Origin of the sequence: Pedobacter agri PB92 (assembly GCF_000258495.1) — a bacterium.
GTDB classification, from domain to species: Bacteria; Bacteroidota; Bacteroidia; order Sphingobacteriales; family Sphingobacteriaceae; genus Pedobacter; species Pedobacter agri.
In genome coordinates this window covers 1-16,450 of the sequence record NZ_AJLG01000032.1, presented here as the reverse complement: position 1 = coordinate 16,450, position 16,450 = coordinate 1, and the positions used below count along the sequence as shown (strand labels likewise).

At 38.2% G+C, this 16,450-nt stretch carries 13 protein-coding genes; 4 read left to right on the top strand and 9 right to left on the bottom strand.

The features are described 5' to 3' along the window. Positions 1 to 97: 97 nt before the first annotated feature. On the top strand, positions 98 to 2,911 hold the full coding sequence (gene uvrA / locus ON09_RS06815) for an excinuclease ABC subunit UvrA (protein WP_010600313.1): 2,814 nt from the start codon (positions 98 to 100) through the stop codon (positions 2,909 to 2,911). An 8-nt stretch (positions 2,912 to 2,919) separates the two neighbouring features. After that, on the top strand, positions 2,920 to 3,573 hold the full coding sequence (locus ON09_RS06810; RefSeq protein WP_010600312.1) for a LysE family transporter: 654 nt from the start codon (positions 2,920 to 2,922) through the stop codon (positions 3,571 to 3,573). Between the two features lie 427 nt (positions 3,574 to 4,000). Here ON09_RS06810 and ON09_RS06805 read toward each other — a convergent pair whose 3' ends face one another. The 9 genes from ON09_RS06805 to ON09_RS06765 all read right to left on the bottom strand — a co-directional run bounded on the left by ON09_RS06805 (position 4,001) and on the right by ON09_RS06765 (position 12,461). Beyond that, positions 4,001 to 5,035 carry a DUF2157 domain-containing protein gene (locus ON09_RS06805; protein ID WP_010600311.1) on the bottom strand — a complete coding sequence of 345 codons (1,035 nt, stop codon included), beginning with the start codon at positions 5,033 to 5,035 and terminating at the stop codon, positions 4,001 to 4,003. Between the two features lie 72 nt (positions 5,036 to 5,107). After that, the gene (locus ON09_RS06800; RefSeq protein WP_010600310.1) at positions 5,108 to 7,321 is read right to left on the bottom strand and encodes a cation:proton antiporter domain-containing protein; all 2,214 of its coding nucleotides are present in this window, start codon (positions 7,319 to 7,321) and stop codon (positions 5,108 to 5,110) included. A gap of 89 nt (positions 7,322 to 7,410) precedes the next feature. Next, entirely contained in the window at positions 7,411 to 7,761 is a 351-nt protein-coding gene (locus tag ON09_RS06795; protein WP_010600309.1) for a hypothetical protein, read from the bottom strand. Between the two features lie 48 nt (positions 7,762 to 7,809). After that, complete coding sequence (locus ON09_RS06790) at positions 7,810 to 8,847, bottom strand: bifunctional riboflavin kinase/FAD synthetase (protein WP_010600308.1); 1,038 nt, start codon at positions 8,845 to 8,847, stop codon at positions 7,810 to 7,812. 13 nt (positions 8,848 to 8,860) lie between these two features. Next, complete coding sequence (locus tag ON09_RS06785) at positions 8,861 to 9,721, bottom strand: YitT family protein (protein ID WP_010600307.1); 861 nt, start codon at positions 9,719 to 9,721, stop codon at positions 8,861 to 8,863. After that, positions 9,718 to 10,449, bottom strand: coding sequence for a tRNA pseudouridine(55) synthase TruB (gene truB / locus ON09_RS06780; protein ID WP_010600306.1), 732 nt, complete (start codon positions 10,447 to 10,449; stop codon positions 9,718 to 9,720). Before truB ends, ON09_RS06785 begins: the two co-directional genes overlap by 4 nt. A gap of 26 nt (positions 10,450 to 10,475) precedes the next feature. Next, complete coding sequence (locus ON09_RS06775; protein ID WP_010600305.1) at positions 10,476 to 11,273, bottom strand: undecaprenyl-diphosphate phosphatase; 798 nt, start codon at positions 11,271 to 11,273, stop codon at positions 10,476 to 10,478. Positions 11,274 to 11,352: 79 nt separating this feature from the next. After that, entirely contained in the window at positions 11,353 to 11,583 is a 231-nt protein-coding gene (locus ON09_RS06770) for a DUF3098 domain-containing protein (protein ID WP_010600304.1), read from the bottom strand. After that, positions 11,583 to 12,461 carry a cell division protein FtsX gene (locus tag ON09_RS06765; protein WP_010600303.1) on the bottom strand — a complete coding sequence of 293 codons (879 nt, stop codon included), beginning with the start codon at positions 12,459 to 12,461 and terminating at the stop codon, positions 11,583 to 11,585. Before ON09_RS06765 ends, ON09_RS06770 begins: the two co-directional genes overlap by 1 nt. A gap of 185 nt (positions 12,462 to 12,646) precedes the next feature. Between ON09_RS06765 and ON09_RS06760 the strand changes: the two genes are divergently transcribed. Then, positions 12,647 to 13,051, top strand: coding sequence for a hypothetical protein (locus tag ON09_RS06760; RefSeq protein WP_010600302.1), 405 nt, complete (start codon positions 12,647 to 12,649; stop codon positions 13,049 to 13,051). Between the two features lie 336 nt (positions 13,052 to 13,387). Further along, complete coding sequence (gene leuS, locus ON09_RS06755; RefSeq protein WP_010600301.1) at positions 13,388 to 16,213, top strand: leucine--tRNA ligase; 2,826 nt, start codon at positions 13,388 to 13,390, stop codon at positions 16,211 to 16,213. Positions 16,214 to 16,450: the final 237 nt, after the last annotated feature.

Below are 16,450 nucleotides of genomic sequence, written 5' to 3'. Positions count from 1 at the left end.
GTTAAAAAATAAATTAACCGTCTCAGTACCCTATTTTTGTATGTTTTAAAAACCCAATGTTTACTTATTGGGTTATGTTTTAAAATCTTAATCATACATGAGCAAAAAAGAAGCCGAAAAAGATCCGCATAGAAATATAATTATAAAAGGTGCTCGTGTGCACAACCTGAAAAACATTGATGTTGCCATTCCAAAAAATAAACTGGTGGTGGTTACGGGCATGTCGGGTTCGGGCAAATCTTCTCTCGCTTTTGATACTTTATATGCAGAAGGGCAACGCCGATATGTAGAAAGTTTATCATCATATGCCCGCCAGTTTATGGGGCGGATGAATAAACCGGATGTAGATTATATTAAAGGTATTGCTCCGGCTATTGCCATCGAGCAGAAGGTAATTACTTCCAATCCACGTTCAACAGTTGGTACATCAACTGAAATTTATGATTATCTAAAACTACTTTTTTCGCGAATTGGAAAAACCATTTCCCCAGTTTCGGGAAAAGAAGTGAAGAAAGACTCGGTAAGCTCGGTGGTAGATTATGTGAATGGCCTGCCTGAAGATACTACGGTAACAATTTTTTGCCCGTTATATCCGCACAATAACCGAACAATTAAAGAGGAACTAGCCATTTTGTTGCAAAAAGGTTTCCTTAGGGTATTGATTGAAAACAAGATTTTGAAAATAGAGTCTGTTTTAGATGATGCTGATTTTAAAGATGCGGAATTAACCGACGATAAAACTGTACAGATTTTAATTGACCGGATTGTAACCAACCAGGAGGAGGAAACTTTGAGCAGATTGGCTGATTCGGCACAAACTGCATTTTTCGAAGGCAAAGGTGATTGTTATGTAGAAGCGGAAGGTAAAACCAAACATTTCAGTGATCGCTTTGAGCTCGATGGAATTAAGTTTGAAGAACCCACGCCAAATTTTTTCTCTTTTAATAATCCGTATGGTGCCTGTAAAAGATGCGAGGGTTATGGAAATGTAATTGGTATTGACGAAGATTTGGTTATTCCTGATAAGAGCAAAAGTGTTTTTGATAATGCGATTGCGCCATGGAGAGGAGAGAAGATGAATGTATGGTTGCAAAACTTTATTAAAGCTTCATCAAAATTTGATTTTCCTATTCACCGCCCATTCAGTCAGCTAACTGAAAAAGAGCAGCAACTACTTTGGACGGGCAATAAATATTTCGCCGGATTGGATGCTTTTTTCAAAGAACTGGAAGAACAAACCTATAAAATTCAATACCGGGTGATGTTATCACGCTACCGTGGTAAAACAACTTGCCCGGAATGCAAAGGTTCTCGCTTACGTAAAGACGCTTCGTATGTAAAAATTTCAGAAAAATCAATCATTGATGTGGTATTGATGCCATTGTCTAAAGCTTTAACTTTTTTTAATGATTTAAAATTAAATGCTACTGATACAAAAGTAGCTAAACGTTTACTGGCAGAAATTGATAATCGTTTTCTCTACTTAAACAATGTTGGTTTAGGTTATTTAACATTAAACCGTCTGTCGAATACCCTGTCAGGAGGCGAATCGCAAAGAATTAACCTCGCAACATCTTTGGGAAGTAGTTTGGTTGGTTCGATATATGTGCTGGATGAGCCCAGTATTGGATTGCATCCACGTGATACCAATAAGCTGATCGAGGTATTGATTTCGTTAAGGAATGTTGGCAATACTGTTTTAGTAGTTGAACACGAGGAAGAAATGATGCGTGCTGCCGATTACATTATAGACATTGGTCCTGAAGCAGGTACACACGGTGGAAATTTAGTTTTCAGCGGCGACTACGAAGAAATTTTAAAGGATAAAAAAAGTTTAACAGGCCGTTACCTATCTGGTGTGGAAAAAATTGCCATCCCCGAAAAACGCCGTAAATGGAAAGATCACATTCTGATTAAGGGCGCCCGCGAAAATAATCTTCAGAATGTTGATGTAAAATTTCCATTGGGTGTGTTTACGGCTGTAAGTGGTGTTTCGGGTTCTGGTAAAACAAGCTTAGTCAAGAAAATTTTATATCCTGCCTTACAAAAAGCCATTGGGAACTATGCCGGAGAACAAACCGGTGCTTACGATGGAATTTTTGGCAATTATGATTTAATCAGTGCTGTAGAATTGGTTGATCAGAACCCAATTGGCCGCTCGAGCAGATCAAACCCGGTGACCTATGTAAAAGCCTGGGATGATATTCGTGCTCTGTTTTCTGGACTGGCTTCGGCAAAAGCGGCCGGCTTGAAACCTGCTGCTTTTTCTTTTAATGTAGAGGGTGGCCGTTGTGATGTTTGCCAGGGCGAAGGCGAAGTGAAGATTGAAATGCAGTTTATGGCCGATATTTATCTGCCTTGTGAAGCCTGCGGTGGAAAGCGTTTCAAACAGCAGGTGCTGGATGTAACTTACAAAGAGAAAAACGTTTCTGAAATTCTTGATATGACCATTGATGAGGCCGTGGAGTTCTTTAAAGATGATCAGAAAATTCTAAATAAATTAAACCCTTTGGTTGATGTTGGGTTAGGATATGTGCATTTAGGACAGTCATCCAACACCTTATCGGGCGGAGAGGCACAACGCATCAAACTTGCTTCGTTCTTAATCAAAGGAAATAATGCAAGTAAAACATTGTTCATTTTTGATGAACCAACTACCGGATTGCACTTTCACGACATTAAAAAGCTTTTGAAAGCACTCAATACCTTGATCGAACAAGGAAATACTATTTTAGTAATTGAGCACAATATGGATATGATTAAATGTGCCGATTGGGTAATTGACATTGGCCCGGAAGGTGGCGATGGTGGTGGCCAGGTAGTTTTTGAAGGTATTCCAGAAGATTTGGTTAAGGAGAAAACCTCCTACACCGGAAAATATTTAGCATCGCATTTAAATTTAAATCCATAATTTCGGCAATGCTTTTTCTAACCTTTTTAATAGGCATCGTTCTCAATGCCATGGGCTATATCCCTCCAGGCAATATTAATCTAACTGTAGCACAGCTTGCCATTAATAAAGGTATGCGCCAGGTTTGGTACTTTATTCTGTCGTTCTCCTGCGTTGAAGTATTTTTTACTTTCGGTATGATGCGTTTTGCCCGGTGGGCGATGAGCGATATAAATCCTAATGAAGCGGTTAGTGAAGTCAGATTGGGAACATTGGTGGACTGTTTTATGATCCTGATGTTTATTACGATGGGTACCATTACCTGGGTAAACCGTAAAAAAGCGCCGAAAACAAGCAGTAAAAAGGAAGATAAACGTAGTGGGAGCGTATTATATGGATTGATACTTGGCGTGTTAAATCCTGTTCAAATTCCTTTTTGGCTATTTTTTGGCAACTACGTTATCCTGCACGAGTGGATTGAAACGGACTATTTATCACTCGTTATTTTTGCTTTAGGATCAGGTTTTGGTTCGGCTGGAGCGCTATATCTGTACGCTCATTTTGCAACATTCATTCAGGAAAAGTTCGCCTTAAGCAGTTTAATCATCAACAAATCAATCGCCATATTTTTATATGTTTTAGCAGCTTACCTGGTAGTTAAGCAACTGGTGATTCTGTTATAATTTACAATTTGATCCTGCTCAAAAACGAAAAGAAATAGTGATTTTGAACTTGTTTCTGAATCTTCTTTAGTTATCAATCAATTATTTGGAAATGAAAGTTTGGTTGCAAGGACGGCTTTCAGTCCCGCCAAACACTTTATCCCGAAAAATTCGGGATGCTCGTTTATGTCGGGTTTAGGTACAATGGTTTGTGCATAAAAACCAACCGAAGGGATACTACATTGAGTTAAATAGCCCCGACATAAGCGGAAATACTTTTGGTTGGACATTATTCAAATGCAGGCAAACTTTAACCAAAAGATTGCAGCATTGGCGGGACTGCCGCAACCTCATTGCTACTGCTTTTGCGCTACAAATTATTACTGGTTGGTGTTGAGCTTGATGGATATAACCCTGGTTCTAACACCTTAGCTTCGAAACTTATCTGTTATTTCAAAAACTCTACATTCCAGATTTTTTCAGCCTTTCTGCCAATTAGCCAGAATGATGCGGCCAGTACCGAAAAGAATATTGCTTTGTGCCAGCTATCCCAAAAGTATTCGAAATAGCGGGTATAGAGGTTAATAAATAAGAAAGTTATGCCGAATTCCCGGGCAATGTCATCATGGTATTTTAAGCCAAACAGTGTGCTGGCCACACAAACCGCTGCCGAAATTATTGCCCAGTAAAACAGGCTTAACTGTCTTACGGAGTACCATTCTTCTAAGCTGGCAAAGTTGCCGAAAACAGATAATGCCCAAAGTGAAATGAACAGATAAACCATTCCGGCGATATAAGTAACCTGAAAGAAATGTTGCGTTTTAGGCAGTGCTTTCATAATAAAAGACGCTGCGGTTAATGTTGCACCAAATACTACAAAACGAAGCGGATAATTCATGCCTAAGAAGTAATAATTCCAGCGGCTTAAATAGCCTGTTTCTGTTCCAAACCAGGCTCCCAATGAGATTAATGCAAATACCCAAATTAATCTGGAACGGAAAATGTAACCCAAACCACCGTAAATAAAAACCGAAATTAAAATAAGAATAGAGAAGTTGCCTGAGCCATTATCTAATGCTTTGCCGAAATAAGCAATTGCATTGGCAGTGAGCAAAATGGCCGAAAAAACAATTGCCTCATTGCTGAATTTTAAATGTGACAGTTTTTTCTTCCTCCTAAAGCCGAGAATATACAGCCAGGCGGCTAAACCTCCGGAAACAATTGCAATTACAATATTCGGCGTATTGTAAACCCGTTTCAGGTAATTTAATATCGAATTATCTATTAGAAGCGAGCCCAGGGCGATAAAGCCGCAAGCCAGTGCTACCCAGAAAGCATATTGTGCCAGCCGAAGCCAATCGAAATTTTTGGCTTCGTAACTTTTGCGGAGTTTGTTGCCTGTTTCTTCAGTAATAAGCCCATCGTTTTGCCATTGCTCAATTACTTCATCAAGAAACTCACTCTTTTCTCTATCAACTTTCATAGGTTAGGTTATACACGAAGATATAAAATTAGTATCAAGATATTGGTATCAGGTAGCAAGACAACTAGCTGATTAAATGACATCTTTAATCTTTTTGTTATTCCCAACAATCCAGATCACATCTCCATTGTCGAAAACAAACTCAGAAGATGGGTTTAAAATTCTCTCGGTGCCACGTTCGATGCCTACAATTAGAGCCTGGGCTTTTTCGCGAATACCTGCGTTTCTGATACTTAATCCATAAACGGGCGATTCGGTATTGATTACAACTTTCTGCAGCGTCATTTCTTTATCAGGGAAACTTTTTTCCTGTTCTGTTTCAGGGGTATCAACTTCCAGTAATGCTTTTACTGAAGCGAGTTGATCATCTGCTCCAATTAAAAGCAGATTATCATTTGGGTAAAGCCGTTCATCTCTTCCCGGGGTAGGAATATTGATTCTACCACGTTCAATCAGGGCGATGTTCACGCCGTGTTTTTCTCTAATCATTAGCTCCGCAAGCGTCTTCCCAACTACATCCGATTCAGGAGATACCCTAATCTCTGTTAAATGTGTATCCCAAGGTAAAATGTCAGGTTTCTGGTTTTCCCTCGCATTTAAATTGAGCATAAAGCGTTTCTCCAGTTTGTTATAAAAGGCCTGTAATTTTCTTGAAAAAATAACCATCACCAACACAATCAGCGCCAATGCAATTCCTGCGGCGATCCAGGTATCGAAAAATTCGTACATCAAAAAACCAACGAAAAATATTCCAAGAGCAATCCTGAAAACCTCTATCGCAATTAGCGGCCCGCGGGTAAATTTCTTGTTCAGCCATAGATGAGAATAGGCTGTTTTCTGTATTCTTCTAATGGATAATGCCCATAAAAATGGCGCCATTAAGGTAAATGAGGCGATTAAACTGATAATGGTAGATTGAATACCGTTAACAACATTTTTTGCTATAAACGGCTGCAGATATCTGGACGCTAGAAAAATGACGGCAATAATAATTACAGAGTGAATAATGGTATTGAAAGCATAACTTCTTAACAGAATTTTCCAGTCGCTCAAGGTGGTAATTCCGGCTGTGCTTGAGCTGTATCTTGCTATGCCATCCAGCCATTTTTTGGGTAAAATCCTGTTTAAGAAATTGTAAAACGACTCAGAATGTTTAATGAGATATGGCGTGGTAAAAGTAGTAATGGCTGAGGCCGCTACTGCTATCGGATATAAAAAATCACTGGTAACCTTTAAGGTTAATCCTAATGTAGCGATGATGAATGAAAACTCCCCGATTTGTGCTAAACTCATTCCAGATTGTACAGCTGTTTTTAAGGGTTGACCGGAAAGGAGTGCCCCAAGGCTCGAACTCAGAAATTTACCAAGTATGGTAGCAAGGGTTACCACAACAATGGGCAAAGCGTAATCGACTAAAATTTTTGGATCAATGAGCATTCCAACCGATACGAAGAAAACTGCCGCAAATAAATCTTTAACGGATTTTGTGAGGTGCTCTATTTTTTCTGCCTGAGTAGTCTCTGCCAGGATTGAACCCATGATAAAAGCACCTAAAGCTGGAGAAAAACCAACTTTTACGGCTAACAGAACCATAATTAAACAAAGTGCAAGGGAAACTACCAGCATGGTTTCATCGTTCATTAACTTTCTGGTTGCCTTTAAAAAACTTGGAATCAAGAATATTCCACCTAAAAACCAAAGCACAAGGAAAAAAGCAAGTTTTAGTATCGAGATCAGCATTTCGCCGCCCTCAAACTGCTGACTTACCGCCAGCGTTGAAAGTAAAACGAGTAGTAAAATCGCCACTAAATCTTCTACGATCAACACACCAAAAACCAAACCTGCAAACTTTTTATGTTTAACGCCGAGTTCTTCAAAAGCCCTGATGATAATTGTAGTAGATGAAACCGAAAGAATTCCACCTAGAAATATGCTGTCCATGGTTTTCCAACCCATTAATTTACCAGCGGCAAAGCCAATTAACAACATGAAAACAACTTCAACTACTGCGGTAATGGAGGCGGAGCCACCCACTTTTACTAGTTTTTTAAAACTAAATTCTAATCCCAAACTGAATAAAAGAAAGATTACGCCAATTTCTCCCCAAATATTGATGCTTTTGGTATCGGTTACAGATGGAAAAAAATCGAGATGTGGGCCAACCAAAAGGCCCGCCAGGATATAGCCCAAAACTAAAGGCTGTTTTATTTTTTTAAAAATGAGGGTTGTGATTCCTGCGGCGGCAAGAATTAATCCTAAATCGGCAATTAAATCGGGTAAATGCATTGATAAAATGGTAATGATTAAAATAATTTTTCAAACGCTTCTTAGGTTTGAATTTTAATATCCACATTGCTGTGAGCAAATCAATATATTTACCAAAAAACATGTTTAGGGTACAGCATTTTAAATAAACACCAGTAGCTGTATTTTAATTTTCTGAGAATTATTTTGCAGGTTAACAAGTGGCTTTTGAAAAAGTTGACCACAATACCCATCAACAATAAGAAAGAAAGTGCAATTTTTGGGGTAATATTATTGATCAAATCTTTCTCCAGGGTTTCATTTTCCATGGCTGAATCTGCATTGAGCTTATACAGCTTTTTATCAGAAAGAAAACTCAATTTGGCTTTTTTAAACTGATTGTCATGATGTTTTGCCTGTGGCAAAGCACTGGCAAAACAATAACTTGAGCAGATAAATATGATGATGTAAAAAAGCCTCATTGCCGCTAATATAACGATTTTGAGGCTTTTATTGGAGGGGAATTTTGATTAATGGCTATCTTGTGATGCAAAGAATGCAAGTGTAGCCGCTTTATCTTTTTGTAATTGTAAGGTGAGTGCTTCCAAACCGGTAAACTTTACATCGTGGCGCAAAAATTTCAAAAAGTTCATCTTAATATCTTGTCCATAAATCTCCTGGTCGAAATCAAAAATATTTACCTCAATATTCCTGGTCATTCCGTTTATGGTTGGACGTTGCCCGATGTAAGCCATGCCTCTGAATGTTGAAGGTTGAAGGCTTAGGGTTGAAGCCGTAGGTTTTATGCCGGTATCTCCACTTTGAAGTTTTGACTTTTCACTTTTACCTTTTAGTTTTTCACTTTCTAAACTCATTTCAACCGTTACGGCATAAATTCCATCACCCGGAATAAGCTTGTAGGTTTCTTCTACAAAAAGGTTAGCAGTTGGAAAACCAATTGTACGACCGATTTTATCGCCCTTAATTACCCGGCCGAATATCGAAAAGGGGTAGCCAAGATAGTCGGCAGCTAAACTAACATCGCCGGCTAAAAGTGCCTGACGGATTTTAGTTGAACTTACTGCCACATCGTGAATATCTTGTTCCATGATTTCTTCTACCGTAAAACCAAAATGGACCCCGGCGGCTTTCAAATCAGTCAGGTTACCCGTTCTGTCTTTGCCGAAGCGATGATCATAACCAATGATAATATGTTTGGTGCCGATATTTTCAACCAATGTATGTTGTATATATTCCTCCGGCGTTTGATTAGAAAAATCCCTCGTAAATGGGGTAATAATTAAATGGTCTACACCAAGTTCTTTCAAAATCGCTGCTTTCTCGTTAATGGTGTTAATCAATTTCAGATCCTGGTTTTCAGGATCAATAATCATTCTCGGATGCGGAAAGAATGTTAAAATCACACTTTCGCCATGATCAGCTTTAGCTTTTGCTACCAGTTGCCTGATGATTTTTTGATGGCCAAAATGTACGCCATCAAAAGTGCCAATGGTTACCACAGCATTTTCTAATCTTTGAAATTCTGAAAGGTTTTGATATATTTTCAAGGGATGGGGAAAATTAATGTAAAGAATGGCGTTTAACTACACCGCCTTTTAAATCAGCGATTTGTTGCTGAATAACGAAAGCATCAGCATCAATTTGCCTGATGGCCGATTGCAGTTTGCTCATTTCGAGTTTGGTTACCACAGTAAAAATAATGTCGAGGTCTTTTTTCTCTCCATAACCACCTTCTCCTTTGTAGATGGTAACCCCACGTTTCATGTCATTTATGATAAAACTCTTAATGTCATCTTGACGCTCAGAAATTATGGTTACACCGGTATACTGTTCCAAGCCATTAACAATAAAATCGATAGTGCTCGATGCAGATAAATAAGTTAAAATGGCATACAATGCGGTTTCGATATTTAAAAAGTACGCAGCGAAAGCAAATATGATGATGTTTAGGATCAAAATAATATTGCCAACTGTTAACACACTATTTTTACTGATGTAAAGTGCTAATACTTCCGTTCCATCAATCACACAACCACCTCTCATGGCCAAACCAATACCACCGCCCAGAAACAATCCGCCGAAAAAAGCAATTAACAATTTATCGTGGGTAATGGGCTCAAATGGCAGAACGATCAGCGCAACTGCAAGGGTTGCAATAGCGATCGCAGTTTTGATGGCAAAAGCTTTTCCGATTTGCCTGTAGCCTAAAATTACAAATGGAATGTTAATGATTGCAATGAGGTAAGAGAGGTTCCATTTTGTTAAAGTGCTGATTAAAAGTGAAATTCCCGTTACTCCGCCATCAATAAACTCATTTGGCATTAAGAAGCTCTTCAAACCGAAACATGCAGAAGTTACACCAGCTACGATCAGCAAAACTTCTTTTACAAATCGTGTGTTTCGGTTTTTGATGTTGTTCATATCTGCGTTTCCGTTTTAGCTTCTTCTTTCTTGCTACGAATATAATTAACGAGCTCCAGAACCTCAAACGAATTGGCCAGCAAAAAGTTTCCGCTACGTGTACGGGTGAGTTTCGATAAGTAAGCGCCGCTGTTGAGTTGTTTTCCGAAATCAGATACGAGAGAGCGGATATAAGTACCCTTGCTGCAAACAATTCTGAAATCTATTTCAGGTAATTCTATTCGGGTAATTTCAAATTCTGGTACACTCACAAAACGCTTCCGTAGTTCCACTTCTTCGCCCAGTCTGGCTTTAACGTATAAACGCTCACCATTTACTTTTACAGCCGAATGTGCAGGCGGATATTGTTCTATATCTCCGATAAAAGGTTTGCAGGCATTGTAAATATCCTGGTTGGAAATATTGCTGATATCAAATGTTGCATCCACTTCTGTTTCCATATCGAATGATGGTGTAGTGGCGCCCAGAATCATCGTACCTGTATATTCTTTTTCTTCTGCCTGGAAGGTGTCTATCTGTTTAGTGAGTTTGCCGGTGCAAATAATCAGCAAACCAGTTGCCAAAGGATCTAGTGTACCAGCATGGCCAACCTTTAGTTTTAGGGGCTTTAAAGAGTTACGAATTTTGCCTACCACATCAAATGAGGTCCATTTGTAGGGTTTATTAATTAACAACAGTTCGCCTTCGGCAAAATTGAAATCTTTGAATTTTGAATTTTCTGTACTCACAAATCTTTTTTGCGCAAAGATACAGATTATATAATTTGTAAGTTATGGCCAGTCATCAGTAAGATGATAATGATCAAACCCGCTACTATTCTATACCAACCAAACATTTTAAAACCATGTTTATTAAGGTAGCCAATAAAGCTTTTAATCGCTAATAAAGCAACAATGAAAGCCACAACGTTTCCGATTAAGAGTAAGTTAATTTCTTTTTGTGTTATGATATTTTTTGGATCTTGGTAAAAATCAAGGAGCTTTTTTCCGGTGGCGGCAAACATGGTGGGTACGGCTAAAAAAAATGAAAATTCAGCCGCTACTTTTCGGCTTAGCTTTTGGCTCATACCACCTACAATAGTTGCTCCGGAGCGGGAAACACCCGGAATCATAGCAATACACTGAAAAAAACCAATCTTTAAGGCAGTTAAGTAGGTAACATCTTCTTCTTCGTTAATGGTTGGTTTGTTAAACCATTTGTCTACAAACAAAAGAATAATTCCGCCCACCAAAAGCGAAATTCCTACCGCCATCGGACTTTCCAGAAGTTCATCAATTTTTTTGCTGAGTAATAAACCGAAAATTGCGGCAGGAATAAAAGCAACTATCAGTTTAATATAGAAGTTAATCGATTTGAAGAACCTTTTGAAATATAATACCACTACTGATAAAATGGCACCTAGTTGGATGGCCACCGTAAACAGTTTAACAAAAGGATCGCTGGCTATGCCCATAAAAGAGGAGCCGATGATCATGTGCCCCGTACTCGATACAGGTAAAAATTCAGTTAGTCCTTCAATTATTGCGAGAATAACAGCTTCGAAATATTTCATAATGTTTTTAGGTGGCGTAAAAATGAAGAGAACGCCCAATCAAATCAAGCGTTCTCATTTTCATATTCTTAAGAATAATTTATTTTTTTAATATCGCGTAGATTCCGAAAGCAAAACCGAACAATACCACAAGCGGAGCCAATAAGGTTCTTCTAAAATCATAAATGTCGCCTTCAGTTCCCATCATTAAAACAAAACCAAGAGCAACAATTGCCATGCTGATTAACAATAACTGGTAATTTTTCTTAGTGAAAACCAATTCGCTTTTAACGTCCTTAACTACAGGACCTGATTTTTTTTCTAATGCCATTATCTATATAAATTATAAGATTTCAACCGTAAATATCTGCTTACTGCAAACCATGTACTTAAGCCTGTAATAAAAATTCCGATGATGATCAACGCAACAAATACAAAACCAAATTCTTTGTAGTTGTTTAGTATAATGATCTCGGGTACTTCTTTGCGGGCATATATCAAGGTAGCAAGCAAAATTATAATTGCAATAAAGGCTGCAATTAAACCATGCAAGGCAGCGTATAATAAGAAAGGACGTCTGATAAAATTTTTCGTTGCACCAACCAGCTGCATACTTTTAATTAAAAATCTTTGAGAATAGATTGCTAAGCGTATGGTGTTGTTTATCAATGCAATAGAAATTACAAGTAATAATGCAGCGAAGGCTAAAATAATTAACCCAATGGTGTTGATGTTTTTGTTCACCATATCAATTAACGAACTTTGATAAACAACTTCCTTCACTACAGGATTTTTTGAAATTGATGCTTTTAAACCATCAATACTTTTGTTATTTGCGTATTCAGCTTTTAAGTAAACATCAAAAGTTGAGGTAAGCGGATTATAGCCTAAGAAATTAACAAAATCTTCACCCAAATCTTGAGTTAAATTTCTCGCAGCAAGCTCCTTATTTACATACTGCGTTTGTTTTACCGCTTTATTGGCGTTTAATTCTTTTTGGAACGCTAAAACATCGGTTTCTTTAGCACCTTCATCAACAATAATATTTAGAACGATATTTTCTTTAACGTAATTAGACAGGTTTTTGGCATGTACAAGTACCAACCCAAGCAGCCCAAGCATTAATAAAACCAACGCAATACTAATAATAGTAGAGATGTATACCGTTTTGGTTTTTTTAGATGCGTCACTTACTTCGAATTCTTCCATGTATTTCAATTTTGTTTTTGCGAAAATATAAATTATACCTGATAAACACCAATATTATCATCATTAACGCCCTAAAGCCAAAATTAGTTCCATCAAAAAACATAAAAATATTAAGTGGATTTGCCTAAGCGGTACGAAATTTGATTAAACGGCGTTATTAAATCAACCTAAAACAATTAATCACTATGAAAAGACAAATTACATTCCTGGGTCTGCTAATGCTAGTCACGGCAACATTATTTTCGTGCAAAAAAGACGAAACCTCACTTAAAGCAAGAATAATGGGCAAGTGGACCGTTAATAAAATCGAAGTATCTGGTAATAGCAATCAGGCGCTTAACGGAACATTTAACTATACCATGAATGATTATATAGATTTCAAATCAAACCAGGACGATCAGGTTGAATTAAGCTTAACCAATCAACGTACCATCGGAACTTATACGGCATCATTGGGTAACGAATTTGGTATGGTTTTCCCAGAAGGAAGTTCTTACTGTACAGTTTCTACATTGTCGGCTACACAGCTCGAATTTACCGCCAAAATTGATAAAACCAACATCGTTAAAAAATATTACTTAACCAGATAAAAATCTTAATCCCGATTATTTGCTTGCGCCATTGGTTTTAAATCAATGGCGCATTTTTTTTGGGATGATAGCTTGAAAAGCTAGCTGCAGTATTCCTTGGGGTAGCACAGTCGGGCTGTACGCTAAATCTTTTTTGTTGTTGTCATCCTCGGCTTATCGACGGAAGAACAAAAAAGGATATCGCTTCCATCCCGTTTAAAAACGCAGGCTTCTGCATAAAATCAAATCCAATTCCCTAAAAATCCGTGTTTTCGCTGCAAGAAGCTGCTAAAAATTATGTTTCACTAAACCCCTTAATTTCCGTAATTTCGCCCCTTTAAAAATTTAAAACTTGCAATGGATTACCAATTCAAAGAAATAGAACAAAAGTGGCAGAAGTTTTGGGCCGATAATCAAACATTTAAAGCCGAAAGCAATTCTGAAAAGCCAAAATACTATGTATTAGATATGTTTCCCTATCCATCGGGAGCAGGTTTACATGTTGGTCATCCACTAGGTTACATTGCATCAGATATTTTTTCGAGATACAAACGCCTTAAAGGTTTTAATGTTTTGCATCCAATGGGTTACGATTCATTTGGTCTACCTGCAGAACAATATGCGATACAAACGGGCCAACATCCGGCAATTACAACAGAAGCAAACATCGCCACTTACCGTCGCCAGTTAGATCAAATTGGTTTTTCTTTTGATTGGAGCCGTGAAGTGCGTACCAGTGAACCATCTTATTACAAATGGACGCAGTGGATTTTTATGCAATTGTTTAATTCGTGGTATAACATCGAAACGGATAGGGCAGAAGATATTACCACGCTGATTGAAAAATTCAATGCATCTGGCACAGCAGATGTAAAAGCGGTGTGCGATGAAGATGTGAAATCTTTCTTGCCGAGCGATTGGGCTACATTTACTGAAGAAGAAAAACAAATCGAGTTGTTGAAATACCGCATGACTTACCTTCGGGAAAGTACGGTAAACTGGTGCCCGGCTTTGGGAACGGTTTTGGCAAACGACGAAGTTAAAGATGGTTTCTCAGAGCGTGGAGGTTTCCCGGTTGAGCAAAAGAAAATGATGCAGTGGAGCATGAGAATTACCGCCTATTCTGACAGGCTTTTGCAGGGTTTGGATACCATCGATTGGCCGGAACCAATTAAAGAAATGCAACGCAACTGGATTGGGAAAAGTGTTGGAGCATCAGTTCGATTTAAGATTGACGATTTAAGATTGACGAATAAGACTTTGGACTCCGGACTTCCGACTCCAGACTATATAGAAGTTTTCACTACACGTGTAGATACCATTTTCGGTGTTTCTTATTTAGTTTTGGCGCCTGAGCATGAATGGGTTGCTGAATTGACTACGCCAGAACAAAAACAAGATATCGAAAATTATATTGCTCAGACTAAAAAGAAATCGGAATTAGACCGCATGGCGGATACTAAAACCGTTTCTGGAGCTTTTACAGGAACTTATGTAATTAACCCGGTAAGTGGCGAACGTGTTCCGTTATGGATCGCCGATTACGTGCTTGCAGGTTATGGAACAGGTGCGGTTATGGGCGTACCAAGTGGCGACCAACGTGATTGGTTATTTGCAACGCATTTCAACTTGCCAATTATTCAGATTTTGGATAGCCAAAAAGAAATAGAAGTACAAGCCGACCCAACCAAAGAAGGGAAATATATTAACTCAGGTTTCATCAACGGATTGACTTATAAAGAAGCGGTTCCGTTTTTGAATAACTGGTTAGAAGAAAAAAATGTTGGAAAGGCCAAGGTTAACTTCCGCCAACGTGATGCAATTTTCGGTCGCCAGCGTTATTGGGGAGAGCCAATTCCGGTTTATTTTAAAGATGGTTTACCTTATTTAGTTCAGGAGGAAGAATTGCCTTTAATCTTGCCAGAAATTGATAAATACCTACCAACAGAAACTGGCGAACCGCCTTTAGCGAGAGCAGAAAACTGGGTGCCGACAGATGGTGGACATTACGAATTAAGCACCATGCCAGGTTGGGCAGGTAGCAGTTGGTACTGGTATCGCTATATGGATGCTGAGAACAACGCAGATTTTGCTTCAAAAGAAGCTGTTGAGTATTGGAAAGATGTTGATTTATACATCGGCGGTTCTGAACACGCTACTGGTCACTTATTGTACAGCCGTTTCTGGAATAAGTTTTTGAAAGATTTAGGTTATACCAAAGAGGAAGAGCCTTTCAAGAAATTGATTAATCAAGGCATGATTCAGGGCAGAAGTAATTTTGTTTACAGAATTAACGATGCGGATGGCAAACCAACAAACACTTATGTTTCTGCCGGATTAAAAAAAGAATACAAAACTTCAGCATTGCATGTTGATGTGAATATTGTTGAGAACGATACACTTGATTTAAATAAATTCAAAGCCTGGAGAGAAGAATACGCTAACGCAGAATTCATTCTTGAAGGTGGAAAATACATCTGCGGTGTTGAGGTAGAAAAAATGTCCAAATCAAAATTCAATGTGGTTAATCCCGATGATTTGATTGAGCGTTATGGAGCCGATACTTTACGTATGTACGAAATGTTTTTAGGTCCGTTGGAGCAAAGTAAACCTTGGAATACCAATGGTATTGAGGGTGTGTTCAAGTTCTTGCGTAAATTCTGGAGATTATTCCACAACGAAGCATGGGAATTCACGGTTTCTGATGCAGAGCCAACCAAAGCTGAGCTGAAATCATTACATAAAATCATTAAAAAGGTTCAGGATGATATTGAGCGTTTCTCTTTCAATACTTCTGTTTCTAGTTTTATGATTGCGGTAAATGAATTGACAGATTTAAAATGTAATAAACGCAGCATCTTGCAGGATATGGTGGTAATTTTATCACCTTATGCGCCACACATCTGCGAAGAACTTTGGGTTCAGTTGGGTAATGATGCAGGTACATTGTCTTATACTGCCTTCCCAACATTTAACCCTGAACATTTGGTAGAAGATGAATTTGCTTATCCGGTTTCTATCAATGGTAAGATGAAAATGAACTTAAATTTAAGTTTAACATTGCCACAACCAGAAGTGGAAGCGATTTTAATGACGAATGAACAATTCCAGAAATTTTTGGATGGCAAAGCACCTAAGAAAATCATTTTTGTCAAAGGAAAGATTATTAATGTGGTGGTTTAAGTTTTTAAGCTGAAAGGTTAAAGAATAAAGCAAAAAGCTTTTTAGCGATTTTTAGTAAAAAATAAACCCAGAGTTGAGAAAGTCAATTCTGGGTTTTTCCTTTTAGGGCTACCGTCATTGCGACGTTACGAAGCAATCTCAATGAAGTAGCTATAAACCTAAAGTAGTAAGATTGCTTCGTGCCTCGCAATGACGACTGTTCGTCTACAGTTTATGATAGCGATTGGGCAATTCACT

What these genes read in the sequence shown, in the direction of transcription:
- uvrA (WP_010600313.1), top strand. Translation starts at nt 98, where the DNA reads ATGAGCAAAAAAGAAGCCGAAAAAGATCCGCATAGAAATATAATTATA.
- ON09_RS06810 (WP_010600312.1), top strand. Translation starts at nt 2,920, where the DNA reads ATGCTTTTTCTAACCTTTTTAATAGGCATCGTTCTCAATGCCATGGGC.
- ON09_RS06805 (WP_010600311.1), bottom strand. Translation starts at nt 5,035, where the DNA reads ATGAAAGTTGATAGAGAAAAGAGTGAGTTTCTTGATGAAGTAATTGAG.
- ON09_RS06800 (WP_010600310.1), bottom strand. Translation starts at nt 7,321, where the DNA reads ATGCATTTACCCGATTTAATTGCCGATTTAGGATTAATTCTTGCCGCC.
- ON09_RS06795 (WP_010600309.1), bottom strand. Translation starts at nt 7,761, where the DNA reads ATGAGGCTTTTTTACATCATCATATTTATCTGCTCAAGTTATTGTTTT.
- ON09_RS06785 (WP_010600307.1), bottom strand. Translation starts at nt 9,721, where the DNA reads ATGAACAACATCAAAAACCGAAACACACGATTTGTAAAAGAAGTTTTG.
- ON09_RS06775 (WP_010600305.1), bottom strand. Translation starts at nt 11,273, where the DNA reads ATGAAATATTTCGAAGCTGTTATTCTCGCAATAATTGAAGGACTAACT.
- ON09_RS06770 (WP_010600304.1), bottom strand. Translation starts at nt 11,583, where the DNA reads ATGGCATTAGAAAAAAAATCAGGTCCTGTAGTTAAGGACGTTAAAAGC.
- ON09_RS06765 (WP_010600303.1), bottom strand. Translation starts at nt 12,461, where the DNA reads ATGGAAGAATTCGAAGTAAGTGACGCATCTAAAAAAACCAAAACGGTA.
- ON09_RS06760 (WP_010600302.1), top strand. Translation starts at nt 12,647, where the DNA reads ATGAAAAGACAAATTACATTCCTGGGTCTGCTAATGCTAGTCACGGCA.
- leuS (WP_010600301.1), top strand. Translation starts at nt 13,388, where the DNA reads ATGGATTACCAATTCAAAGAAATAGAACAAAAGTGGCAGAAGTTTTGG.